This window comes from Microbacterium sp. LWH7-1.2, assembly GCF_038397755.1.
Lineage (GTDB): Bacteria > Actinomycetota > Actinomycetes > Actinomycetales > Microbacteriaceae > Microbacterium.
The window spans coordinates 3,554,947-3,579,822 of the sequence record NZ_CP151637.1 but is presented as its reverse complement, the minus strand read 5'-3'; the positions used below and the strand labels follow the sequence as shown (position 1 = coordinate 3,579,822).

17 protein-coding genes are annotated in these 24,876 nt (G+C 70.6%); 9 read left to right on the top strand and 8 right to left on the bottom strand.

The window, feature by feature from the left end:
- Nucleotides 1–29 precede the first annotated feature (29 nt).
- The 4 genes from MRBLWH7_RS16545 to MRBLWH7_RS16530 all read left to right on the top strand — a co-directional run bounded on the left by MRBLWH7_RS16545 (nt 30) and on the right by MRBLWH7_RS16530 (nt 4,670).
- Entirely contained in the window at nt 30–1,397 is a 1,368-nt protein-coding gene (locus tag MRBLWH7_RS16545) for a diacylglycerol kinase family protein (protein ID WP_341996446.1), read from the top strand.
- A gap of 66 nt (nt 1,398–1,463) precedes the next feature.
- On the top strand, nt 1,464–2,819 hold the full coding sequence (locus tag MRBLWH7_RS16540) for a deoxyribodipyrimidine photo-lyase (RefSeq protein ID WP_341996444.1): 1,356 nt from the start codon (nt 1,464–1,466) through the stop codon (nt 2,817–2,819).
- Between the two features lie 35 nt (nt 2,820–2,854).
- The gene (locus MRBLWH7_RS16535; protein ID WP_341996442.1) at nt 2,855–3,529 is read left to right on the top strand and encodes an NAD(P)-binding domain-containing protein; all 675 of its coding nucleotides are present in this window, start codon (nt 2,855–2,857) and stop codon (nt 3,527–3,529) included.
- Nucleotides 3,530–3,605: 76 nt separating this feature from the next.
- Nucleotides 3,606–4,670, top strand: coding sequence for an LLM class flavin-dependent oxidoreductase (locus MRBLWH7_RS16530; protein WP_341996440.1), 1,065 nt, complete (start codon nt 3,606–3,608; stop codon nt 4,668–4,670).
- 12 nt (nt 4,671–4,682) lie between these two features.
- On the opposite strand, the gene pheA is transcribed toward MRBLWH7_RS16530, so the two are convergent.
- The gene (pheA, locus tag MRBLWH7_RS16525; RefSeq protein ID WP_341996437.1) at nt 4,683–5,663 is read right to left on the bottom strand and encodes a prephenate dehydratase; all 981 of its coding nucleotides are present in this window, start codon (nt 5,661–5,663) and stop codon (nt 4,683–4,685) included.
- A gap of 204 nt (nt 5,664–5,867) precedes the next feature.
- Between pheA and pgm the strand changes: the two genes are divergently transcribed.
- Nucleotides 5,868–7,511, top strand: a complete 1,644-nt coding sequence (gene pgm, locus MRBLWH7_RS16520) for a phosphoglucomutase (alpha-D-glucose-1,6-bisphosphate-dependent) (protein WP_341996435.1) — start codon at nt 5,868–5,870, stop codon at nt 7,509–7,511.
- A gap of 65 nt (nt 7,512–7,576) precedes the next feature.
- Here pgm and MRBLWH7_RS16515 read toward each other — a convergent pair whose 3' ends face one another.
- Nucleotides 7,577–7,858 (bottom strand): GlsB/YeaQ/YmgE family stress response membrane protein, encoded by a 282-nt coding sequence (locus MRBLWH7_RS16515; RefSeq protein WP_341996432.1) that lies wholly within the window; start codon nt 7,856–7,858, stop codon nt 7,577–7,579.
- Nucleotides 7,859–8,041: 183 nt separating this feature from the next.
- On the opposite strand from MRBLWH7_RS16515, the gene MRBLWH7_RS16510 reads away from it, so the two are divergent.
- Complete coding sequence (locus tag MRBLWH7_RS16510) at nt 8,042–8,956, top strand: PmoA family protein (RefSeq protein WP_341996430.1); 915 nt, start codon at nt 8,042–8,044, stop codon at nt 8,954–8,956.
- Between the two features lie 321 nt (nt 8,957–9,277).
- Here the strand turns inward: MRBLWH7_RS16510 and MRBLWH7_RS16505 are convergent, their stop codons facing one another.
- Genes MRBLWH7_RS16505 through MRBLWH7_RS16495 form a run of 3 tightly spaced genes read right to left on the bottom strand, consistent with a single transcriptional unit; the run spans nt 9,278 to nt 16,253 of the window.
- Nucleotides 9,278–11,833, bottom strand: coding sequence for a glycoside hydrolase family 3 C-terminal domain-containing protein (locus tag MRBLWH7_RS16505; protein ID WP_341996428.1), 2,556 nt, complete (start codon nt 11,831–11,833; stop codon nt 9,278–9,280).
- Nucleotides 11,830–14,208: an alpha-xylosidase gene (gene yicI / locus MRBLWH7_RS16500; RefSeq protein WP_341996426.1), complete on the bottom strand. Its 2,379-nt coding sequence runs from the start codon at nt 14,206–14,208 to the stop codon at nt 11,830–11,832. The genes MRBLWH7_RS16505 and yicI overlap by 4 nt, the downstream gene beginning before the upstream one ends.
- Nucleotides 14,205–16,253, bottom strand: coding sequence for a beta-galactosidase (locus MRBLWH7_RS16495; RefSeq protein WP_341996424.1), 2,049 nt, complete (start codon nt 16,251–16,253; stop codon nt 14,205–14,207). The genes yicI and MRBLWH7_RS16495 overlap by 4 nt, the downstream gene beginning before the upstream one ends.
- A gap of 115 nt (nt 16,254–16,368) precedes the next feature.
- Here MRBLWH7_RS16495 and MRBLWH7_RS16490 point away from each other — a divergent pair, with 115 nt between their 5' ends.
- Genes MRBLWH7_RS16490 through MRBLWH7_RS16480 form a run of 3 tightly spaced genes read left to right on the top strand, consistent with a single transcriptional unit; the run spans nt 16,369 to nt 20,586 of the window.
- On the top strand, nt 16,369–18,990 hold the full coding sequence (locus MRBLWH7_RS16490; RefSeq protein ID WP_342002106.1) for a glycoside hydrolase N-terminal domain-containing protein: 2,622 nt from the start codon (nt 16,369–16,371) through the stop codon (nt 18,988–18,990).
- Complete coding sequence (locus MRBLWH7_RS16485; RefSeq protein ID WP_341996422.1) at nt 18,984–19,973, top strand: LacI family DNA-binding transcriptional regulator; 990 nt, start codon at nt 18,984–18,986, stop codon at nt 19,971–19,973. The genes MRBLWH7_RS16490 and MRBLWH7_RS16485 overlap by 7 nt, the downstream gene beginning before the upstream one ends.
- Nucleotides 19,974–19,980: 7 nt before the next feature.
- Nucleotides 19,981–20,586 (top strand): YesL family protein, encoded by a 606-nt coding sequence (locus MRBLWH7_RS16480; protein WP_341996419.1) that lies wholly within the window; start codon nt 19,981–19,983, stop codon nt 20,584–20,586.
- Between the two features lie 269 nt (nt 20,587–20,855).
- Here the strand turns inward: MRBLWH7_RS16480 and MRBLWH7_RS16475 are convergent, their stop codons facing one another.
- Genes MRBLWH7_RS16475 through MRBLWH7_RS16465 form a run of 3 tightly spaced genes read right to left on the bottom strand, consistent with a single transcriptional unit; the run spans nt 20,856 to nt 24,609 of the window.
- Nucleotides 20,856–22,607, bottom strand: a complete 1,752-nt coding sequence (locus MRBLWH7_RS16475) for an ABC transporter substrate-binding protein (RefSeq protein WP_341996416.1) — start codon at nt 22,605–22,607, stop codon at nt 20,856–20,858.
- Nucleotides 22,608–22,640: 33 nt separating this feature from the next.
- Nucleotides 22,641–23,597 carry a carbohydrate ABC transporter permease gene (locus MRBLWH7_RS16470; RefSeq protein WP_341996413.1) on the bottom strand — a complete coding sequence of 319 codons (957 nt, stop codon included), beginning with the start codon at nt 23,595–23,597 and terminating at the stop codon, nt 22,641–22,643.
- 10 nt (nt 23,598–23,607) lie between these two features.
- A complete protein-coding gene (locus MRBLWH7_RS16465) occupies nt 23,608–24,609 on the bottom strand; it encodes an ABC transporter permease subunit (RefSeq protein WP_341996411.1) in 1,002 nt (333 codons plus the stop codon).
- Between the last annotated feature and the right edge of the window lie 267 nt (nt 24,610–24,876).

Here is a 24,876-nt window from a genome sequence, read left to right as displayed (position 1 = left end):
CGGGCGATTCGGGTCCTAATCTGTACCTCATGGCGGCGGCATCCGGATCGGGCGAAGACCTTCCCAGCGGCGGCGACGGTCCTGTCGACGATGTTCCCACCGGCGAGATCCCGACCGACCTGAATCCGCACCCGGCTGATGCCATCTACGCCGATGGGCCATCGACTTCCGAGCTCGACCTCGCTGACGTGACGGCGGAGGGGACGGATGCTGCCGCCCCTTCCTCCGCGGATGACCCCGCGCCCGCCGCCTCCGACAGGGAGGCGGAAGCCCCGGATCCCCAGAAGGCCGCCGAGCCCGACCACATCATCCGTGAACCCGATGACATCGGATCCGACACCACCGACGACGAGGGCGGACGCGCCCGCCGCGTCGGTCCCGAGGGCGAGACGCGGCCCATGGAGAGCAGCGGCCGCCCCACCCCGAAGGCCGCGCTCGTCTACAACCCGATCAAGGTCGATGCCGCGACCCTGCGGGACACGGTCACCCGGCTCGCGGCCGAAGCCGGCTGGTCGGAACCTCTCTTCTACGAGACGACCGTCGACGACCTCGGCGACGACGTGACCCGCGAGGCGCTCGAAGAAGGCGTCGACACGGTGCTCGTCGCCGGCGGCGACGGCACCGTGCGTGCGGTGTCGGAGGCGATGAGCGGCTCGGGGGTGCCGTTGGCCATCGTGCCCAGCGGCACCGGCAACCTGCTCGCCCGCAACCTCAAGCTGCCGCTCGCCGAGCCGGAGACGATGATCCGCGCCGTCTTCGACGGCGATGAGCTGTCGATCGACGTCGGCTGGACGGAGCTCGCCCGCCCGGACGGAACCACCGCCGAGCACGCGTTCGTGGTGATGGGCGGCATCGGCCTGGACGCCGCGATGATCGCCAACACCAACCCACAGCTGAAGAAGACCGTGGGCTGGGTCGCCTACGTCGACGGGGCCGCCCGGTCGCTTCCGGCCGCCAAGCCGTTCCGCGTCGTGTACGAGCTGCCCGGGCACCGGCTGCACTCGTCGCGGGTGCAGAGCGTGCTGTTCGCGAACTGCGGCAAGCTCCCGGCCGGCCTCGACCTCATCCCGGAGGCCTCCGTCGCCGACGGTGCGCTCGACATCGTGATCTTCCAGCCCAAAGGCCCGTTCGGCTGGCTCTTCGTGTGGCGTCGCGTCGCGTGGGACAACAGCTTCCTCCGCCGCTTCCGCGCCGGGCGCCGGGTGCTGTCGCTGCGCACGAAGGACAACGCGGTCGTCTACTCCCGCGGCGCGGGCATCGAGCTCGCGACGCACGAGGCGCGTCCCGTCCAGCTGGACGGCGACGAGTTCGGCGAGGCCCTCTCGGTCAAGACCCGGGTCGAGGCTTCGGCGCTCCGTGTCGTCGTCCCCAAGGGTCACACCACCGACGGCCTCTGACGAGGCAGGTGCGCGCCCGCCTGTCAATGCCGGTCGCGCGCAGCGACGACGGGCGAGGATGAACCCATGGCCAGCCCGTCGATCGTGTGGTTTCGCGATGACCTCCGCCTCGCCGACAACCCCGCGCTGCGCGCAGCGATCGACCGTGGCGAGCCGATCATCGCGCTCTACGTGCTCGACGAGCAGTCGCCGGGAATCCGGCCTCTCGGCGGCGCCGCCCGCTGGTGGCTGCACCACTCGCTCGCCTCCCTCGGCGATCGGCTGCGCGAGCGCGGCGCGGCCCTCGTCCTGCGGCGCGGCCCGGCCGCGCGCGTGGTGAGCGATCTCGTGACGGATGCGGCAGCCGGCGCCGTCTTCTGGAACCGGCGGTACGGGGGGCCCGAGCGCGAGATCGACGCGGCCCTCAAGGCGCGGCTGCGGGACGACGGCGTCGAGGTCGCCTCCTTCGCCGGGTCGCTGCTGTTCGAGCCCTGGACGGTGAAGACGGGTGGCGGCACGCACTTCTCGGTGTTCACGCCGTTCTGGCGCGCGTGCCTCGCGCTGCAGTCGCCCCGGGCACCGTTGCCCGAGCCGCGTGAGGTCGACCGCGCGCGGCGGGGCGCAGCATCCGATTCCCTCGACGACTGGGGATTGCTCCCCCGCAACCCGGACTGGGCGGGTGGGCTGCGCGAGGCGTGGGAGCCGGGCGAACCCGCGGCCCGGCGGCGTCTGCGGGAGTTCCTCGACGACGACCTCGCCGCGTACGACCGGGCGCGCGACGAGCCCGCGGCCGGCGCGACGTCGCTGCTGTCGCCGCGGTTGCGCTGGGGCGAGGTCAGCCCCTTCACCGTGTGGCACGACACGGTCCAGGCCGGGCACGGGGGCCGGTTCCTCTCGGAGCTGGGCTGGCGCGAATTCGCGTGGCACACGCTGTTCCACTTCCCGCAGCTCGCGACGCAGAACCTCCGGCCCGAGTTCGACGCGTTCCCGTGGCCTCGGCTGAAGCCGACGCACCTCGAGGCATGGCAGCGGGGCCGCACGGGCGTCCCGTTCGTCGACGCGGGGATGCGGGAGCTCTGGACGACCGGCTACATGCACAACCGCGTGCGGATGGTGACGGCATCCTTCCTCGTCAAGAACCTGCTCATCGACTGGCGGCGTGGCGAGGAATGGTTCTGGGACACGCTCGTGGACGCGGACGAGGCCAGCAACCCGTTCAACTGGCAGTGGGTCGCCGGCTCGGGCGCCGACGCGGCGCCGTACTTCCGCATCTTCAATCCCGACCTGCAGGCGAAGAAGTTCGACGGCGACGGGCACTACGTGCGCGAGTGGGCTCCCGACACGCTGGGCGAGGACGCTCCCGAGCCTCTCGTCGACCTCGGTGATACGCGCAAGGCCGCCCTGGCCGCCTACGAGCATGTCAAGCGGGCCGCCCGCTCCTGAGGCCGGCGGATGTCGTCCTGTGACGGAAGTGCGGAATGGGATGCTGCGCCCCGCGGTTGCGCCCCGTCATGACCACGATCGGAATCATCGGTGCAGGACACATCGGCAGCGCGCTCGCCCGCGCCTTCTCGGGACTCGGCTACGACGTCGTGATCTCGAACTCGCGCGGACCGGAGAGCCTCGCCGGACTCGTCGACGACCTCGGCCCGAATGTCCGTGCGGCGACCGCCGTCGGAGCGGCCGCAGCGGCGGACATCGCCGTGGTGACGGTGCCGCTCAAGGCGCTGAAGGACGTTCCCGTCGAGCCGCTCGCCGGGAAGATCGTCCTCGACACGAACAACTACTACTTCGAGCGCGACGGCCACGTCGACGCTCTCGACCGCGGCGAGGCCACGACCTCCGGACTCCTTCAGCAGCACCTGCCGGGGTCGAAGGTCGTCAAGGCCTTCAATCACCTCTTCGCGTCCGACATCAACGCGGGCGGTCTCGCCGCGGGAGACCCGCGGCGCCGTGCGCTCGGCACCGCGAGCGACGACCCCGAGGCCATCGAGTTCGTCACCGGCGTCTACGACGCGCTGGGTTTCGACACCGTGAGCGCGGGTCCGCTGAGCGAATCGTGGCGTCTCGAGCGCGACCGCCCCGCCTACGTCGTCGCGCAGACCGCCGACGAACTGCGCGAGAACCTCGCGAAGGCGAACCGCCTGCCCTGACGCCCCCTCACCGCGGATCCGGCGAATGAGTCCGAATGCGGAATGCGGACGCCGGGGCGCGTGGTTGCAGACGACGATGAGCACTGCGACCCCCGCCCCGGCCCTGTCCGTTCTCGACCTCGTTCCGGTGCGCACCGGGCAGACGAGCGCGCAGGCGGTCGCAGCATCCCTGTCCGTCGTGGATGCGGCGGATCGGCTCGGCTATCGCCGGTACTGGTTCGCCGAGCACCACAACATGCCGGCCGTCGCCTCGACCACGCCGCCGGTGCTGGCGGCGGCGGCCGCCGCGCGGACGTCGCGCATCCGGCTGGGGTCGGGCGGCGTCATGCTGCCGAACCACTCCCCGCTGGTGGTCGCCGAGCAGTTCGCGGCCCTCGAGGCGCTCGCTCCCGGGCGCATCGATCTCGGCCTCGGGCGCGCACCGGGGTCGGATCCGGTGATCACGCAGCTGCTGCGGCAGAGCGGCACCACGAGCGACGTCGAGCGGTTCCCCGACCACGTGCGCGACATCCTTTCGCTCGTCGCACCGGACGGCGCGTCGCTGCGCTTCACGTCGGGTGGCACGTATGACGTGCACGCGACTCCCGCGGCGACGACCACACCCGAGGTGTGGCTGCTGGGGTCGAGCGACTACTCCGCGCAGCTCGCCGCGTCGCTCGGCCTGCCGTACGTGTTCGCCAACCACTTCTCGGGCGAGGGCCTCGAGCGCGCCCTCGAGCTCTACCGCTCGGCGTTCGTGGCGTCAGAGGTTCTCGACGCCCCGCGCACCTTCCTGACCGCGAACGTGCTGGCCGCACCCACGCAAGAGGAGGCCGAAGCCCGCGCGCTGCCCAACCTCCGCATGACGGCACGACTGCGCACCAACAGACCCCTCGTCCCGCTGGAGACGGTGGAGCACTCCCTCGCGAACGCGGCCGACTTCGCCGGCCTGGGCGACACGTTCATGGCGTCGGCCCGCGCGAAGTGGCTCGTCGGCACGGCGGCGGCCGTAGCATCCGATCTCCGCTCCTTCGCCACGCAGCACGGCGTCGACGAGGTGATGATCTCCCCGATCGCCGGCTCGTACGAGGCCGAGCCGATGGATGCCGCCCCCGGACGCCTGCAGACGCTGGAGCTGCTCGCCGCCGAGCTGGGACTCTGAGCGCGGCGCTCGTCAGTCCTGGACTTCGGGTTCCCCGGAGATGAGCCCCCGCAGCCAGTCCCGTGCCTCGACGAAGACGTCGTCGGCGTAGCGCTCGGGGTAGCGCACGACGGCGCGGTCGGCGCGCGGGTACGACCCGAGGAAAGTCACGCGCGGGCTGAAGCGGCGCAGCCCCATGAGGGCGTCGGCCATGCGCTCGTCCTCGAGGTGCCCATCGGCGTCGACGACGAAGCGGTAGCGGCCCAGCTCGTCGCCGATGGGGCGGGAGGCCAGGAGCGACAGGTTGATGCCGCGGGTGGCGAACTGCTCGAGCATCTCGAGGAGCGCACCGGGGTGGTCGTCGGGCAGCTCGACGATGAGCGAGGTCTTGTCGGCGCCGGTCGGGGGCGGCGGCACGACGGTGCGGCTCACCAGGACGAACCGGGTGACCGCGTTGGGGTTGTCGCCGATGTTCGAGGCCAGCAGCTCGAGCTGATGGTGCTCGAGGATCCCGGGAGGGGCGATCGCGGCATCCGCGTCGCTCGAACCATCGAGCAGCCCCATCGCGCTCGCGACGTTGCTCGCGGCCGGCACGTGCGCGTGGGCCGGCAGCATGCCCGAGAGCCACTGGAGGCACTGCGCGTAGGCGACCGGGTGCGCGGCGATGAGGGAGACGTCCTGGAGACGCGCACCGGGGCGTGCGACGAGGACGAACTCGACCGGCACGAGATACTCCCCGACGATGCGCAGTCCCGGCACCGTCGCGAGAGCGTCCTGGGCCGTCGACACGCCGCCGTCGACGGAGTTCTCGATCGCGATCATCGCGGCGTCGGAGCGCCCCTCGACGACGTCGGCGAGCGCCTCGCCCACGTTGCGCACCGGCCTCCACTCCTGGCCGCGCGCCTCCGGCACCTGGGCGAGCGCCGCCTCGGTGAACGTGCCCGCGGGGCCCAGGTAGCTGTACGTGCGGCGAACGGGAACGGATGCCTCGGCGGAGGCGACCTCGGAAGTCACGCGTGCCAGCCTAGCCCCGCGCCGCGAGCCGCCTCCGCTACCCGAGTCCGCCCGTAACTCAGGACGGACGCCCGGCGCCATCGGCGGCACCCGCGGAATTCCGCGGGTGCGCCCGGGCGCGGCGTGCGCGCATCCTGAATCGCGGTCCGCGGCGGGGCGTCACGGACCGTGCACGGCGAGCCGAGGACAGGCAGACTGGGACGCATGACTCGCGCAGGACAACCGGCCGAAGCATCCGACCTCATCGACATCGATGAGCTGATCGCCGCTTATTACGACATCAAGCCAGATCCCTCGGTTCCCGAGCAGCGCGTCGCGTTCGGGACGAGCGGTCACCGCGGCTCGTCGCTGTCGGCCAGCTTCAACGAGACCCACATCCTCGCCACGACGCAGGCGATCGTCGACTACCGCAAGGCGCAGGGCATCGAGGGGCCGCTGTTCCTCGGGCGCGACACGCACGGCCTGTCACTGCCGGCCGAGCGCAGCGCCATCGAGGTGCTCGTCGCCAACGGCGTCGACGTGCGGGTCGACTCGCGCGACTCGTGGGTGCCGACTCCCGCGCTCAGCCACGCGATCCTGACGCACAACCGCGGGAAGGATGCCGCGGACCCGACCCGCTCGGACGGCATCGTCGTGACGCCCAGCCACAACCCGCCGCGCGACGGCGGCTTCAAGTACAACCCGCCGAACGGCGGTCCCGCCGACACCGACGCGACGGGCTGGATCGCGAACCGGGCGAACGAGCTCATCGCCGCCGGCCTCGAAGGCGTCGCGCGCACCCCATTCAAGGACCTCGACGCCGACACGCTGGGGCAGTACGACTTCCGGGACGCGTACGTGCGCGACCTCGCGAACATCATCGACGTCGACGCGATCCGCTCCGCGGGCGTGCGCATCGGCGCCGACCCGCTGGGCGGCGCGTCGGTCGAGTACTGGGCGCTCATCGCCGAGGTGCACGGCCTCGACCTCACGGTCGTGAACCCCGACGTCGACCCGACGTGGCGGTTCATGACCCTCGACTGGGACGAGAAGATCCGGATGGACCCGTCGTCGCCGTCGGCGATGGCCGGGCTGATCGGCCGCCGCGAGGAGTACGACATCCTCACCGGCAACGACGCCGACGCCGACCGGCACGGCATCGTCACGCCTGACGCCGGGCTGATGAACCCGAACCACTACCTCGCCGTCGCGATCGACTACCTGTACTCGCACCGGCCGGATTGGCCGGCGGATGCTGCGGTCGGCAAGACCCTCGTCAGCTCGATGATCATCGACCGCGTGGCCGCATCGCTCGGCCGCGAGCTGCTCGAGGTTCCCGTCGGGTTCAAGTGGTTCGTTCCCGGACTGCTGGACGGATCGGTGGCCTTCGGCGGCGAGGAGTCGGCGGGCGCCTCGTTCCTGCGCAAGGACGGCTCGGTGTGGACCACCGACAAGGACGGCATCCTGCTGTGCCTGCTGGCGGCCGAGATCCTCGCGGTCACCGGCAAGACGCCGTCGCAGCGCTATGCCGAGCTCGAGGCCGAGTTCGGCGCCTCGGCCTACCAGCGCGTGGATGCCCCCGCCTCCCCCGCGCAGAAGGCTGCGCTCGGCAAGCTCGCCCCCGAAGCCGTGACGGCGACCGAGCTCGCCGGCGAACCGATCACCGCGAAGCTCTCCCACGCGCCGGGAAACGGGGCCGCGATCGGGGGCCTCAAGGTGCAGACCGAGCACGCGTGGTTCGCCGCGCGCCCGTCGGGCACGGAAGACGTGTACAAGCTCTACGCCGAGTCGCTTCGGGGTCCCGAGCACCTGGCTCAGGTGCAGGCCCAGGCCCGCGAGGTCGTGTCGCAGGCGCTCGCCGGCGCCTGACGCCGCCGCGCACAGACGCGCCCGGACCCGTGCGAGGGAGCGCACGGATCCGGGCGAAGTGTCTGTCAGGCGCGGTTCACACCCCGGCGACGCGTGAAGAGCACGTACAGGCCCAGCACGACGATCGAGCCGAGGATCGAGCCGATGATGCCCGACGGCTGCAGGAAGCCACCGTTCGGGTCGCTTCCGAACAGCAGGAAGCCGAGGAACCCGCCGACGAACGAGCCGACGATTCCGAGGACGATCGTGAGCAGGATGCCCATGCTCTGCTTGCCAGGAATGATGGCACGAGCGATGAGGCCGGCGATGAGGCCGACGATGATCAGGCCGAGAATGGTCCAGAGCATGTCTCTCTCCTTCTGTCTCGTGGACCCCGCGGGGGGTGCGAGGTCTCATGTGAGATGACCAAGACGCTATCGCCGCCCGTCCGTGCGGGGATGCCTCTACCGCTCGAGCCCCGACAGCGGTAAATTACGCTCCGCATCTCGCGGGGCAACCGTTTTCCGCCGCTCTGGGCCCACAATGGGAGGGTGACCGACCTCACTCTCCGCCTCGATGAGACCGACGTGACCGTCACCGCTGCCGGCGTCGAGATCGCGCGTTACGCGTTCGATCCCGGCGGGGCGATCTCCGAGGGTCCGAAGCCCTTCCTGCACCCGCTGCGAGCGCTCGACGGCGGGCTGCTGACGGGCTTCCGACCCTGGGATCACCGGTGGCACAAGGGTCTGCAGATGACCTGGACCCACGTGTCGGGCCAGAACTTCTGGGGCGGCAACACCTACCGGCCGGAGCACGGCGACTACGCGCTCCTCGACAACGTCGGCACCATCCGCCACGACGGCTTCACCACGGTCGCCGACGCCGGAGGCGAGGTCTCGTTCACCGAGGAGCTCACGTGGATCACGCAGGGCGGCGAGGAGTGGCTCGCCGAGACCCGGACGCACCGCTTCCACGGGGTCGACACCGACCGCGGCTTCTGGATGCTCGACTTCTCGACGACGCTGCGCAACGTGTCGGGGCACCGGCTCGAGCTCGGCAGCCCGACGACCGAGGGCCGACCGGGCGCGGGCTACACCGGCCTCATGATGCGGATGCCGCGTGCCTGGACCGGCGGGCGGGTCCTGGCGGGCGGCTTGCCCGACGACGCCGGCGACGAAGGCGTCATGGGCCGCGTCGCGCCGTGGGTGGCCTTCTCGGGCCAGCACGACGACGTGGACGGCGGCGCCACCGTGCTCGCGTTCGCGGGCACCTCGACAGGGGCGCCGCCGATCCGCTGGTTCGTCCGCAGCGAGCCGATCCCGGTACTGGCACCCTCGCCCTCGTTCGACGAGTACGTCGTGCTGGCCGCGGGCGCCGAGCTGTCGCTCACACACCGTCACGTCTTCGGCGACCGGGTGTGGACGCCCGAGGAGACGCGGGCGCTGGCGGAGGAACTCGCACCCTGAGCCCTGCGCCGGGCTCAGGGCGTTTCGACTCGCAAGCTCGCTCAACGACCGGGAGGGGGCCGTGTTCCCCCGCGCGTTTCGACTCGCAGGCTCGCTCAACGACCGGGAGGGGGCCGCGTTCCCCCGCGCGTTTCGACTCGCAGGCTCGCTCAACGACCGGGAAACGGGGCCGCGCTCGCTCAACGACCGGGAAACGGGGCGCGCGCGCTCGACCGGGAAGCGGGGGCGCGCTCGCTCAACGACCGGCACACACATCGCCGGTCGTTGAGCGGAGGGCGCTCCAGCGCCCGTAGTCGAAACGCCCCGAGCGTCCCGGCGACCTCAGCCCGTGGTGACCTCCAGGTCAGTCCAGACGGGGAGGTCCCACGCCGACGGGCCTGCGGCCACGGCATACGACCCAGGCTGGACCCGCAGCGCACCCTGGTGGAGCCAGTCGTCGACAGCGCCGGGGAGACGCACGGCGTCGTCCCACACCGCGAGGCGCGCGGACGAGAACGACAGCTCCACGTCGCGGGTCTCGCCGGGGGCGAGCCGCACCCTGCGGTACGCCACGAGCAGCCGGCGCGGTGTGGGCAGCGGAAGATCCGCCGCCGGCAGCGCGTACAGCTGCACGAGCTCCTCTGCGTCGCGGTCGCCGGTGTTGCGGACCCGCACCACCGCGGCCACCACGGACTCGTCGGCCCGCGGCGCGAAGCCGGAGTGCCGATGCGTCGGTGCGGGCGCGGGGACCGCAGCACCCGTCAACGAGACCGACTCGTAGGCGACGGACGTGTACGTGAGGCCGTGGCCGAACGCGAACGCAGGTTCGTCGGGCTGGTGGCGGTAGGTCGCTCCCTGGCGGAGTGTGTCGTAGTCGAACAGATCGCCCGCCTGCTCCTCAGTGGCCGGCCAGCTCTGAGAGAGGCGGCCCGACGGCTCGCGGTCGCCCGAGAGCACGTCGATAACCCCGTGGCCGAGCTCCTGGCCGCCGTGGCTCGACCAGACGACGGTGTCGGCCTCGACGTCGTCGAGCACGTAGGGGTAGCTCGACACGATCGTCAGCACGGCGCGCGGGTTGGCCTCGCGCGCGGCGCGCCACACCTCGGCCCACGCGGCGGGCAGGCGCAGGTGCGGCCGGTCCTCCGTCTCGCGGCCGTTGAGGTGGGGGTCGTTGCCGACCGCGACGACGACGGCGTCGGCGCGCGCGGCCGCCTCCGCGACCGCCGCAGCGCCCGATCGCACCACACGCACACCGAAGCGCTCGGCGTCGTCGAGCGTGACCGCCTCGGCCGCCAGCAGACCCGAGTCGCGGAACACGCGCAGCCACCGTCCCGAGCCGAGGTGCAGCAGCGACCACGTGCCGTCCGCGTGGACGTGCTTGCGGTAGCTCTCCTGCACCACCCACCCGCCGACGCGCGCGGCGTCGGCGCGCATGGGCCACTTCCCTCCGGTGAGCAGCAGTCCGCTCGCGTGGGATCGGAGGGTCAGGATGCCGTCGCCCCAGTCGGTCACGTCGAACAGGGCGTCGCCCTCGGCGGCGTCGCCGGCCGCCTCGACCACGGAGCCGTCAGCGCTCGACACGATGTAGCGGCCGTTCGAGGTTGCCCGGAGCGCGATGGTGTCGGCGCCAGTCACGACCTCAGCCTCGCCGAAGCGCTCGGCGGCGGCCGCGCCGATGCCGACCGCGTACGGCGGGGTGCCCGCGTACCAGTCCGTGAGCACGAGGTCGGCGAGCGGCCCGACGACCGCGATGCGGGACGCCCGGGAGAGCGGCAGCACGCCGGCGTCGTTCCGCAGCACGACGACCGAGCGGGCCACCGCCTCCCGGGCGAGTTCACGGGCCGCCGGCGCGTCGATGGCGTCGACGCCGATCCCCCCGTACGGGTCGGCGTCGCCGTCGAACTCGCCGGTGCGGATGCGCAGCTCGAGCAGCCGCAGCACGGCCTGGTCGACGTCGTCCGCGGTGAGCAGCCCGGCGGCGAGCGCCTCCGTCACGTAGCCGATCGTGGGTGACGCGTCGGCGTCGTTGTCGGTGAACGAGTCGAGCCCCGAGGTCACCAGAGCTGCCGCGGCGTGGACGTGATCGGGCTGGGAGCGCTGCGTGGTGACGAGGAAGGACGGGGCGCCGGCATCGGACACCACCGCGATCGACTCGTCCGACCAGCTCCGCGCCTCCTCGACGAGCTCGGGCTGCGTGTGCGCGGGGACGCCGTTCACGCGGTTGTACGCCAGCATGATGCCGCCCGCGACGCCCTCCTCGATCGCGCCGCGGAAGGCCGGAAGCTCCTCCTCGTGGAGGGTGCGCAGCGACATCTCGGACGACGTCGTGGAGCGGTCGGTCTCGTTGTTGTAGGCGAGGAAGTGCTTGAGCGCGGGGACGGTGCGCCACACGCGCGGGTGGTCGCCGCGCAAGCCCCGCGAGTACGCGGTGCCGAAGACCGCGGTCACGTGCGGGTCCTCGGAGTAGCCCTCCTCGTTGCGCCCCCAGCCCGGGTGGCGCAGCGTGTTGACGACCGGAGCCCACACGTTGAGGCTCACCCGCGGGTTCTCGGCGCGCTTCGCGCGCACCTCGACCGCAGCGACCTCGCCCACCTTCTCCACGAGGTCGGTGTCCCACGTGGCGGCGAGTCCCACCGGCTGCGGGAACACCGTCGCACGCCCGAGCCACGCGACGCCGTGCAGCGCCTCGCATCCGGTGTGCCACGCGGACACCCCGAGACGCTCGACGGCCGGCGCCGCCTGGTGCAGCATCGCGATGCGCTCCTCGGGCGTCAGCCGGCTGAGGAGGTCGCGAGCGCGCGCGGCGAGCGGCTGGTCGACCTGCCGGAACAACGGCCGCCCCGGCGCCTGGTCCTGCGCGGGCATCGTGGTCGCAGCATCCGTGATCGTGTCGCTCATCGTGCGTTCTCCTCGATCTCGAGACGGATCTCTCCGGATGCTGCGGCGCGGGCGATCCGGTCACCCACCTGCAGCGCCCACGGGGCGTGTGCGTCGTCCGTCGTCGCGATGATCATGGAGCCCTCACGCCGCACGCGGAACGTGGTGGCGCCGACGCCGTCGATGGACCCCCTGGCGTCGTGGCCCGGCACCCGCGTCTCGCGGTCGTAGCCGTCGGGAAGCTCGAAGCAGCGCAGGGTCACGCCGTCGGACCAGTCGTAGTCGGGGCGGCTGTCGTCGGCGCCGAACGGGAGCACCGTTCCGGGGCGCACCCGCAGCGGCACGGAGTCGTACCCGTGGGTCTCGGAGACCCATCGGCGCCCGTCGACCACGGATCCGTCGAGGAGCGAGGTCCACTCCCCCTCGGGCACGTAGTACTCCACGCTGCCGTCGGCGGTGAAGACCGGCGCGACCAGCAGGGCGTCGCCCAGCATGTACTGGGTGTCGGCGTCGAAGCCCGAGCGGTCCCCGGGGAACTCGAGCGCCATCGGGCGCATCATCGGCGTCCCGCAGCGATGCGCCTGCTCGGCCGCGCCCGCGAGGTACGGCATGAGCCGCATCTTGAGCTTCGTGAACGCACGGGCGACGTCGACCGCCTCGTCGTCGAACGCCCACGGCACGCGCACCGACGACGAGCCGTGCAGCCGCGAGTGCGACGACAGCAGGCCGAAGGCGAGCCAGCGCTTGAACAGGCCAGGGTCGGGGGTGCCCTCGAAGCCGCCGATGTCGTGGCTCCAGTAGCCGAAGCCCGACATCGCGAGCGAGAGGCCGCCGCGCAGCGACTCGGCCATCGACAGGAACGTCGAGTCGTTGTCGCCGCCCCAGTGCACGGGGAACTGCTGCGAGCCGGCCGTCGCGGAACGGGCGAACACGACGGCGTCGCCGACGCCGTGGTGCCGCTCGAGCGCGCGGAACACGACCTCGTTGTAGAGCTTCGCGTAGTAGTTGTGCATGCGGTGCGGGTCGGAGCCGTCGTGCCACACGACGCCCTCGACCGGGATCCGCTCGCCGAAATCCGTCTTGAACGCGTCGACGCCCTGGTCGAGCAGACCCTGCAGCTTCTCGACGTACCAGTCCGCGGCATCCGGGTTCGTGAAATCCACGAGCCCCATGCCCGCCTGCCACATGTCCCACTGCCACACGCTGCCGTCGGTGCGCTTGAGGAGGTAGCCGTTGTCGGCCGCCTCGCGGAACAGCGCCGAGCGCTGCGCGATGTAGGGGTTGATCCACAGCGACACGTGCACGTCGCGCTCGTGCATGCGGGCGATCTGCCCCACCGGGTCATGGAATGCGCGGGAGTCCCACTCGAAGTCGCTCCACTGGAACTCGCGCATCCAGAAGCAGTCGTAGTGGAACACCGAGAGCGGGATGTCGCGCTCTGCCATGCCGTCGACGAACGCGCTGACGGTGTCTTCGTCGTAGCTGGCGGTGAAGGATGTCGTGAGCCACAGTCCGAACGACCACGCCGGCACGCGCGCCGGCCGGCCGGTGAGCGCGGTGTAGCGACGCAGCACGTCCTTGGGTTCGGGGCCGCCGATGACGTAGTAGTCCAGGGACTCGCCGCCCACCGAGAACTGCACGCGCGAGTTGACCTCGCTGCCGACCTCGAACGACACGTTCTCGGGGTGGTCGACGAAGACGCCATAGCCACGAGAGGTCAGGTAGAACGGCACGTTCTTGTACGCCTGCTCGCTCGACGTGCCGCCGTCGGCGTTCCACGTGTCGACGACCTGGCCGTTCTTGACGAACGCGCCGAAGCGCTCGCCGAGACCGTAGACGCGCTCGCCCGGCTCGATGCTCAGCTGCTGGTGCACCCACGTGGGCTTCGTGCCGCCCGCGGCGGTGCCGGCGGTGCCGGCCGTCCCGGCTGTGGCGGCGGTGCCGTTCTTGCCCGTGGTGTCGGTCACGTGCCCGATCGACCGCGGGAGGGAGCTCGTGAGCACGCGCCCGTCGGCATCGATGAAGTCGACGCGCCACTGGCCCGCCGCGCGTGCGACCCGCACCTTGACGGGACCGGCATCGAGGACGCCTTCGTTCTCGTCGACCGTGACGCCCGGGCGGAAGCCCTCCGCGCCGAAGACCTCGAAGTCCGGCCCGCGATGCACGGCGCCCGCGTGACGCTCGACCCGCACCTTGACCACGCCCGGCGCGGGCGCCGAGAACGTGACGGTGAGCATCGCGCGGTTGAGGGTGTCGCCCCTGTCGCGGATCGCGGCGGTCGGGGCGTACACGGTCATCGTGCCCGCCGCCTCGTCGACGCGGATGTCGTCGACCTCGACCGCGTACAGCGGGGCGAGGCCGGGTCTGGTGAGCCAGTAGCCATCGGTGAACTTCACTCTGCGTGCCTTTCGATGAGCACCATGGCGGCGCCGGGGGCGAGCGTGAGCCGCCCGTCGACGTCCGCGTCGGACAGGAGATCCCGGCGAGGTCCGGGCACGGTGACGTGCCGCGTCGCCTCGCCGTGGTTGAGGAGGAAGAGGGCCTCACCGCGCTGCACGGCCTCGACGTCGTCGGGCAGCACGCGGTCGGGCAGGACGCCCGTGACACCGGCGGCGTCGAGGGCGTCGTCGAGCACGGCGGCGAGCGCGTCGTCCGACACGACGGCGCCGAGGTACCAAGCCGTGCCGGCGCCGGCGCGGTGGCGGGTGATCGCAGGAGCGCCGTGCAGGTGGCCGGTGCCGAACCGCGCGAGCACGTCGGCGCCGTCGGTACGCAGGCGCTCACCCAGCACGGATGCCTCGACCCGAGCCGGCGCGCTCGCCCAGGACTGCTCCACCGCGAGGGGCGTGGGCTCGTCCGGAAGGCCGACCCACTCCTCGCCGCTCACGCCGAGGAGATCGCGCAGCAGCACCGGCGAGCGCCCGGCGAGGATGCCGGCGTTCACGTCTGCGACGCCGGAGAACGGCCCGACCACGAGGCTCGCACCGCGCTCGACCGCCGCGCGGAGGGTGGCGGCAGCATCCGTCTCGACGATGTAGGTGTGCGGCACGAGCACCGTGCGGTACGCCGACAGGTCGGCGCCCGGACGCACGAGATCGACCGCGATGCCGCGGCGCCAGAGCGCCCGGTGCCAACGCTGCACCTGCCCGAGGGTGTCGAGGCGCTGTGTCGGGCGCCCCGGCTCTTCGGCGGCCCATCGCGACGGCCAGTCGAAGAGCAGGGCGACGGATGCCTCGACCCGCCCGCCGACCACCGGTCGCAGTCGCCGCAGGTCGGCGCCCAGCGCGCACGTGGTCGCGAACACCTCGGAGTCGGCGCCGGCGTGCGGCAGCATCGCGGAGTGGAAGCGCTCGGCGCCGGTGCGCGCCTGACGCCACTGGAAGAAGCAGATGGCGTCGGCACCGCGTGCGACGGCCTGCAGCGAGTCGAGGCGTGCGCGGTCGCGGCTCTTGGGCAGGTTGTGCGGGCGCCACGAGGTCGCGCTCATCGCCTGCTCCATGAGCACCCACGGCCGGCCGTGCCCGAGCGAGCGCATGAGGTCCTGCACGAGCGCGATGTCGGACGACGACGTCGTGGCGGCGTGGTCGGGGTACTGGTCGTCGGCGACGACGTCGACATCGCCCGCCCACTCCCACAGGTCGGTGAGCGGCTCGAAGCCCATGAAGTTCGTCGTGACCGGCTGCGCCGCACCGGTCGCGCGGATGGCGTCGCGCTGCTCGGCGAACACGCGCTGCAGCGCCCACGACGTGTACCGGCGGAAGTCCAGCGACTGCGCCGGGTTGACGAGGTACGGCATGCGGCGCGGCGGCACGATCTCGTCGAAGTCGCGGTACTGCTGCGACCACACGAGCGTGCCCCATGCCTCGTTGAGCGCGTCGATCGAGCCGTAGCGCTCGCGCAACCACAGCCGGAACTCGCGGGCCGCCTCGTCGCCGAAGTCGATCTGCCCGAACTCGTTGCCGATGTGCCACATCCGCACCGCGGGGTGCGCCGCGTAGCGCTCGGCGAGGGCGGTCGCGATCGCGAGGGCCTTCTCGCGGTACACGCGCGACGCCGGCGTGAACTGGTTGCGCGACCCCGCCGCGAGCCGGACGCCGTCGGGATTCACCGGAAGGGTCTCGGGGTGAAGGATGCCGAGCCACGGCGGCGGCGACGCGGTCGGCGTGGCCAGATCCACGGCGATCCCGTGCCCGTGCAACAGGTCGAGCACCTCGTCGAGCCATTCGAAGTCGTACTCGCCGGGGGTGGGCTCCAGGCGCGCCCAGCTGAAGACACCCACCGTGACGAGGTTGACGCCGGCACGGTTCATGAGCTCGACGTCCTCGCGCCACACCTCGCGGGGCCACTGCTCGGGGTTGTAGTCACCGCCGAAGCAGATGCCGAGGTCGCGCGTGATCTCGGAGAACGCGTCGACGCGGCGCGGGTCGCGGATGGTGGCCATGGAGCGGAGAACCTCTTCGCTGAGTTTCGATAGGGCGGTCATGGGATTGCGGGCGCGAAGGGCGTCGATCTTTCGAAGCGCTTCAACACTGAGACGGTATACTACGACTGTGACGATGTCCACGCGCCGCGATGATGCGACCCCCCAGGCCCCTTCCGAGGCTCTCCACGCCCTGCGCGCCTCGTCGCCCGCGTCACGGTGGCTCGAGGCGTACCCGGTCGGCAACGGAGCGCGGGGCGCGATGTGCGCGGGGCTTTCCGGCGGCGAACGGCTGTGGCTGAACGACATCACGGCCTGGTCGGGCCATGCCGGCGCGGACCCGCTCGAGGGCGTCGCCGACCGCGGGCCCGAAGCGCTGGCCGCGGTACGAGCCGCCATCGACGCCGACGATCCGGACGCCGCCGAAGAGCTTCTGAAGCGCATGCAGGCGCCCTGGGTGCAGGCCTACCTCCCGCTGGGCTGGGTCGACCTGACGGTGGAGACGGATGCTGCCGCCCCGGGGTCGCAGCCGGTGCCGGGGCGTTCCGACTCGCTCGCCGGCGCTGAACCGCTCAACGAGCGAGAACCGTCTCCGGTCGTTGAGCGAGCGAGGAACGAGCGAGAACCTTCGGTCGTTGAGCGAGCGAGGAACGGGCGAGAACCTTCTTCGGTCGTTGAGCGAGCGAGGAACGAGCGAGTCGAAACGCCTCGGGTTTACGGGCGGCGTCTGGACCTCTCCACCGGCGTCGCGACGCACGAGTACACGATCGACGGCGTGGACGTGCGTCACCGCACCTGGGCGGACCTGGTGACCGGCGCGCTCATGCACGAGGTCACGGCGAGCGAGCCGGTGCGGGTGCGCCTCGTGGTCGGTTCGCTGCTGCGCCCGCGCTCGGTGCCGCGCTCGGCAGGCGGCGACCTCGCCACCGAGTGGTGGCTTCCTGTCGACGTCGCTCCGGCTCATGAGGATCCCGCCGAGCCCATCCGCTACGACGGGAAGCACGGCCGCCACGGCGCGATCGTGGTGCAGGCCCGCGGCTCCTCCGAGGTCGTCGACGGCGCGCTGGTCGGCGCCCCCGCGACGACGCACCTCTTCGCGGTCGCCACCGCCACCGCGCCCTCGCTGCCCGGCGACCCGGCCGATGCCCGCGATGCGCTCGGCCACGCGGCAGCGCTGCTGCGCGGCATCCGCGGCTCCTTCGATGTCCACGCGACCGCCGCCGATCTGCGCAGCACCCACGAAGCGGCGCACGGCGAGCTCTACGCGCGCTGCGCACTGGAACTGCCGCCGGCGGACGACGTCGAGGCGCTCGACACCGTGGCTCGCGTCCACCGCGCGCAGGAGCGTGACGACCCCGCTCTCGCGGCCCTCATGTTCCACTACGGCCGGTACCTGCTGATCGCGTCGTCGCAGCCGGGCGGGCTGCCGGTCACTCTCCAGGGGCTGTGGAACGCGGAGCTCCCCGGTGCCTGGTCGAGCGCCTACACCCTCAACATCAACACGCAGATGGCATACTGGCCCGCCGAGACGACCGACCTCGCCGAGTGTCACGAGCCGCTGCTGCGGTTCACCCGGCGGCTCTCCGAGACCACGGGCCCGGTGGTCGCCCGCGAGCTGTACGGTGCGAACGGCTGGGTCGCGCACCACAACTCGGACGCCTGGGCGTTCGCCGCACCCGTCGGCGCCGGTCACGGCGACCCGGCGTGGGCGAACTGGTCGCTCGGGGGCGTCTGGCTCGCGCTGCACCTGTGGGAGCACTACGCGTTCGGCCGCGACCGCTCGTACCTGCGCGACGAGGCCTGGCCGGTGCTGGCGTCGGCAGCGGAGTTCGCGCGGTCGTGGATCCAGACCGACGGCGAGCGCGCCTGGACGAGCCCTTCGACATCGCCCGAGAACCGCTACCTGGACGACGAAGGGCGCGAGCGCGGCGTCGCGGTGTCGGCGACCATGGACGTCGCCCTGCTGCGCGAGCTGGCCGCCGTCTGCCGCGCGGCCGCAGACGTGCTCGAGCTCGACGAGCCGTGGATCTCGGAACTCACCCAGCTCACAGACGCCCTCCCCGATCCCCAGGTCTCGGCGCGCGGCGACCTGCTCGAGTGGGATCGCGAGCGCGTCGAGGCGGAGCCCCTCCACCGCCACCTCTCGCACCTCGTGGGCTTGTTCCCGCTGGCGCAGATCACCCCGGAGGCGACGCCCGGCCTCGCGCGCGCGGCATCCGAGTCCATCCGTCTGCGCGGTCCGGAGTCGACGGGCTGGGCGCTCGCGTGGCGCGCCGCCATGCAGGCCCGCCTGGGCGACGGCGCGGCCGTGCACGCGCAGCTGCGGCTCGCGCTGCGTCCGGCCGAGGAGAGCTCGGAGGCGCACCGCGGAGGCGTCTACCCGAACCTCTTCAGCGCGCACCCGCCGTACCAGATCGACGGCAACCTCGGCGTGACCGCGGCCATCGCCGAGGCCCTCGTGCAGTCGTTCGACGAGCCTGCCGCGTCCGGCGCCGAGCCGGCCCGCATCACGCTGCGGCTGCTGCCCGCGCTGCCCTCGGAGTGGCCGGACGGCCGGGTGCGCGGCATCCGTTCCCGTGGCGGCGTGTCGGTCGATGTGGAATGGGCCGGCGGAGAACTCGTGCGGGCGCGTCTTCGGGCGGGGACGCGAGGGGTCACAATGAGTGTGCACGGGCCGGACGGTTCGATCGGAACATACGAGCTCGCACCCGGAACCACGCGGGTGATCGAACGAGGAGAGCGGGGGATCTCATGGTGACGATCGCGGACGTCGCGCAGAAGGCGGGCGTGTCGATCTCGACGGTGTCGTACGTGATGAGCGGCAAGCGGGCCATCTCGCAGGAGACGCGCGACCGCGTCGAGAAGGCGATCGACAGCCTGGGCTTCAGCCCGCACGCGGGCGCGCGCTCGCTGGCGTCCCGCTCGACGAACGTCATCGGTCTGCAGGCGCCGCTGCGCACGGGCGTCGACGTGCACGTCGTCATGCAGGTGGTCACGGGCGTCGTCACACAGGCGCGCAAGCACGGCTACGACATCCTGCTGATCGCGAGCGACGACTCCAAGGCGCTGCAGCGGGCGGCCAAGGGATCGATGGTCGACGCACTGCTGGTCATGGACGTGGAGTCCGACGACCCCCGCATCGACACGCTGTCGGGCCTCGACCACCCCAGCGTGCTCATCGGCCTGCCCGCGGGTCGCCGCGCGATCCCCTGCGTCGACTTCGATTTCGAGGCCGCGGGCTGGCTCGCCGTCGACAGGCTCGTCGCGCTCGGGCATCGCCGGCTCGCCCTGATCGGCTCGCCGCCGGAGGTCATGGCGCGCCACACCGCCTACGCCGAACGCCTGGCGCATGGCTTCCTCGCGGCGTGCGAGGCGAACGAGGTTCACGGCACGGTGCACGCGTGCCCGAGCTCGGCCGAGTCCATCGCCACGGTCGACGGCGTCATGACGGAGGACCCGAGCATCACCGGCTTCTTCGTGCACAACGAGGGCGCACTCCCCCATGTCGCGACGGCGATCGCCCAACGCGGTCGTCAGCGGGGCGACGAGCCCGCCATCCTGGCGCTGTGCCCGGACGACGTGGCGCGCTCGGTGCCGGGGCTCGCCGACAGCATCGCCGTGCCCGCCGAGGCGATCGGCGCGGCCGCGACCGACATGATCTGCGAGATCCTGGCGAGCGGCGCGAAGCCCGCCGTGCGGCTGCTGCCGCCGGCGCTGACCGGAGCGCCGGCGGCGCTGTGAACACCGCATGAGGATCGACCCCGACAGCCGCGCGCTCGGAGGCTTCTCCACATTCCTGACGTTCGTCGGGCTCAACCTTCTCTACATCGTCGTGTGCCTGCCGATCGTGACGATCGGCGCCGCGACGAGCGCGCTGTACGAGGTGGCGATCCGCTACTCCGACGACGAGAGCGGACGCCCCCTCAAGGACTTCTTCCCCGCGTTCCGGGCGAACTTCGGCCGCGCGACGGTGCTGATGCTGTGCCTGCTGCTTCCCGCGGTGCTGCTCGGCTTCTCGAGCGTGTTCTGGTTCTCGCACTCCGCCCTGTTCGCGGGAGTCGCCGGGACCCTCGCCGTGATCGGCGCCGTCTACCTCTTCGCCGCGTTCCTGTTCGCGATGGCGCAGGTCGCGTACTTCAAGAACAGTGTGCGCCAGACCCTCAAGAACGCGCTGCTGCTGCCTGCCGCGGAGCCGGTGCGCACCCTGGGGGCGCTCGTGATCCCCGTGACGGCGGTCGCCCTGACGATCCTGTTCCCGCCCGTCGCGATCCTCGTGGCGACGATCGGCTTCTCCGTCGGCGCCTACGCCACGGCCTTCATCTTCCGCAGCGTCTTCACCCGCCACGAGGCCTGACCCCTCGGGCTTTCGTGGTGACGGATGCCGCGGCCCGCAGCATCCGTCCCCGCCTTCCTCCCGCGGTCCCGGCTCATTCCCGCTCGCGTTCGCGCGCACCAACGACCCACTCGGGTGGCTCAACACGCGGAATCGCGAGAGTCACTCCGCGTGTTGCGCCACCTGAACCGGCGAGGCGGAGCGGCGCGACGAAGCGGGGCGGAGTGCACGAGGGCATGACGAAGGGCTCGGGATGCGGCATCCCGAGCCCTTCGCTTCGTACCGGCGTGCTAGCCTGCGAACTCCTTCACGACGGCCTCGCGCGCGTCGTTCTGCAACTTCGCGTTGGCCATGTCGAACTCGAGCACCTGCTCGAAGCCGAGGCCGTTCGCGGTCTCGATGAGCTCGTCGCGGAGCGACTCGAACTGCGCCTCGTTCTCGGCGAACACCATCTGCCACGAGTACTGCTTGATGATCTCCTTGATCTGGTTGCGCAGGGTCTCGATCTCAGACGTGTCGGCGGGAGTCTCGAAGCTCGCGCCCGGCGCGACGAGCAGCTGGTCGTTCGCCTGCAGGTACTCCATGGTGGAGGTCGCGCCGCCCATCTTCGCCGACCAGTCCTCGGTCAGCGGGTTGGCGATTCCGGCCTGGTACGTCGGCCAGGAGGTGTAGCTGTACGGGAGCCCCGTCTCGGTATCGGTCTCGATCAGGAGCACGGCAGACATGTTGATCTGTGAGCCGCCGTCCTTGAAAGTGCCGCCCCCCCACTCCTCGGGAACGGTTGCGCCGCCCTCGAGGAGCGCCTGGCGACCGAGCTCGGTGAGCTCGGGCTCGCCCGCGTCGTTGAGATCCCACGTGAGGCCCTGCGGGCCTGCCGTGCCCATGACCGAGCCGGCGTTCGCGTAGATGCCCTCCGCGGAGTACAGCCAGTCGATGAACGCGGCGATGCGCTCGGGGTCCTCGGCCTTGGAGCCGATCGCGAAGACAGCTTTGCCGCCGTAGGCCTCGGCGCCGTTCGAGTAGATCGTCTGATCCGCCATCGGCGCGATCTGGAAGCCCTTGCCGGCGGCCATGTTCTGCTCGGTGTTGTAGGCCGACTGTCCCAGCCACGACCACCACGAGAACAGCACCTGGCCGTTCTGGAACTTCGTGAACATGGTGTCGTAGTTCTGCGTCGTCGACTCCGGGTCGACGAGTCCGAGCTGGTTCGCGTCGAAGTACAGCTTCAGGTTGCGGAAGTACTCGCCCTCGGGGTCGAGGTTGCTCTGGTAGTCCGAGCCGTCGGCCTTTGCGAGCACGAAGCCGATCTCCTCGTAGCCGTAGTAGGCCGAGGGCGCCTTGGCCGTCGTCATCATGTTGCCGTCCCAGTCCTTGAACAGCGAGAAGGCGTAGGTGGGCTGGCCGTTGTCGCCGGTGGGGTGCGCCGCCTGCATGTCGGCGAGCACGGGCAAGAGATCCTCGAGGGTGCCGATCTCGGGGTAGCCGAGCTCCTTGTAGTAGTCCCAGCGCACGAATGCTCCGTACGTGGGGTTCACGCCTTCCGACGACTCGGTCGGCTGCAGCGACGACACCTGGGTCGGGAAGCCGTAGATGCCGTCGTCGCCGTCGTTGAGATGCTCGACGGCCCGGTCGTACTTCGACAGGCTCTCCATCGCGGGGTAGTAGTTCGACGCGTCCATCACTAGGCCACCCTGGATCAGCTCGTCGAGCTTCTCGCCCTTCTGGGTGACGATCAGGTCGCCCAGCTCGCCGGCTGCGACGCGCGTGTTGTAGAGGGTGTCACCGCCACCCGCGATGTTCGGGGCGATGATGTTGAGCTTCATGTTGAACTTGTCTTTGACGACCTTGGCGAACCAGCCCGGCTGGATCCCCATGTAGTTCGCGACGCTGTCGAAGACGTCGATCGTGATCTCCTCGTCCCACTTCGCGGGGAACTGGTCGATCGCGCCCTGGTCGTCACCGCCGCCCGCGGTGCAGGAGGCGAGTGAGCCGGCCGCGAGGAGCGCCACGAGGGCCAGGGACACCTTCTTTCGAAGCTTCATTGCTCTTCCTTTCTTGGTGGTTCGTGGCCGCCGTCAACCCTTGACGGCGCCCAGCATGATGCCCTTCACGAAGAAGCGCTGGAACAGGGGGTAGACGAACATGATGGGCAGGACGACGAGCACCGAGACGGTCATCCGTATGGACGTCGGCGTCTGCTCTGTGGCGAGCCCGGCGATCTGGCCGAGGTCGCCGCCGGCGTTCTGCGCCGCCTGCGCGAGGCTCGACGCCTGGTTGATGAAGACGTAGAGCAGGTACTGCAGTGTGTACAGACTCTGGTCGGTGATGTAGATGAGCGTGTCCTGGAAGCTGTTCCACTGCGTCACCGCGCTGAAGATCGCGATCGTCGCGAGGATCGGCGTCATATTCGGCAGGTAGACCCTGAAGAACACCTGCAGGATGTTGGCGCCGTCGACCTCGGCGGCCTCCTGCAGCTCCCTCGGCATCGACTCGACGTAGGTCTTGGCGAGGATGACATTGAACGGCTGCACGACGAACGGGAGCACGTAGACCCAGAAGTTGTTGGTGAGCCCCAGCGTCTTCATGATGATGAACACGGGGATGAGGCCCGCGCTGAAGTACATCGTGATGATGAGGAAGCGGTACCAGAACTTCCGCCCCCACATGCGGGTCTGCGTGAACATGAACCCGAGGAACGCCGATGCCAGCACGGTGAGAGCCGTGCCGATGACCGTGCGGCCGATGCTCACGACGGTCGCCATCGGCAGGCCCTGCAGCTGGAACACCTGGCCGTAGTTCGACAGGTGGAATCCGACCGGCCACAGGCGCACGTCGCCGAGAGCCGAGAGGTCGTTCGCGCTGACCGAGTTGATGATCAGGTAGTAGAACGGGTACGCGCAGATCAGCGCGAAGAGGAAGAAGAGGGCGTAGTTCAGGAGGCGGAAGATGATGTCGCCGGGCGAGCTGCGATAGCGCGCCGAGGTGTCGCCCTTCTTCGCGGTGGTGAGCGTCTTGGTCATCGTCGTGGTCATGTCGGGCCTCTCAGACGATCGATTCGCCGCGGACGCGCTTGGAGACCGCGTTGACGGTGAGCAGAAGGGCGACCGAGATGAGGCTCTTCAGCATGCCGACCGCGGTGGCGAGCGACAGGCTGTTGCCGGTCATGCCGATGTTGTAGACGTACAGATCCAGCACCTGGATCCACTCCTTGTTGAACGCGTTCTGGAACACGTAGTACTGCTCCATCCCGTTGTTGAGGATGTTCGCGATCGACAGCAGCAGCAGCACGAGATAGGTCGGCATCAACTGCGGGATCGTGATGTACCGCATCAGCTGGAACCGGCCGGCGCCGTCGATGCGGGCCGATTCGTAGAGCGACTGGTCGATGCCCGCGATCGAGGCGAGGTAGATGATCGCCCCCCAGCCCAGCCCCTTCCAGATGCTCCAGAGCGTCATCGTGAGCCAGACGTTCTGGTCGGAGTCGAGGAACTTGATCGGTGCCGTGATCAGTCCGGCGTCGTTGAGCACGTCGTTCACGAGCCCCGAGCTCGAGAACAGCGAGAACGCGATCATGTAGACGAGCACCCACGAGATGAAGTTCGGGAGGGCCGTGAGCGTCTGCACCGAGTTGCGGAACCACGGCGCCTTGATCTCGTTGAGGAGGATCGCGAAGAAGAGCGGCAGGACGGATGTCGCGATCCCCAGGAAGCTGATCGCGAGGGTGTTCATCATCACCTGGCTGATCTGCGCCATCTGGGTGGGCGAGCTCACGAGCATCTGGAACCACTGGAGCCCGACGAACTCGCTGCCCTCGAGACCGAGCGCCGGCTTGTAGTCGTACAGCGAATAGATCCAGCCGTACAGCGGGAGGTACGAGAATACGAACGCGAGGATCAGGAACGGGACGATGCAGAGGAACAGTGTGAACGACGTCCGGCTCCCCGCGGGCCGCGGCCGGCGGCCACGTACCTTCTTCGTGGCTTTCTCCAGGTTGTGGACCGCCGCCTCCTGGAAGACGGTCTGCGCCTGGGCCTGCGTGGTCATCGGACCGGACCCGGGTGCGAGGCATCCGCGCGGGATGCCGTCGGGTGAGCATGACACCGTTCCATGTCACTCCTTCGTGTACGTGGCTGCCGCTCTACCGAGGGGCGGGATCGAGGTTCATCCGTCGAACCGCTTCGATTTCGAACCGCTTCGATTGAAGAGTAGGCGGCGGTGCGCGATTCGTCAAATGTCTCCTCGTAACGCGGAGGTAACGATCAGACAGCGCTGCGAGGGCCTCCCTCATGTCGGAAAGCGCCTACCATAGTC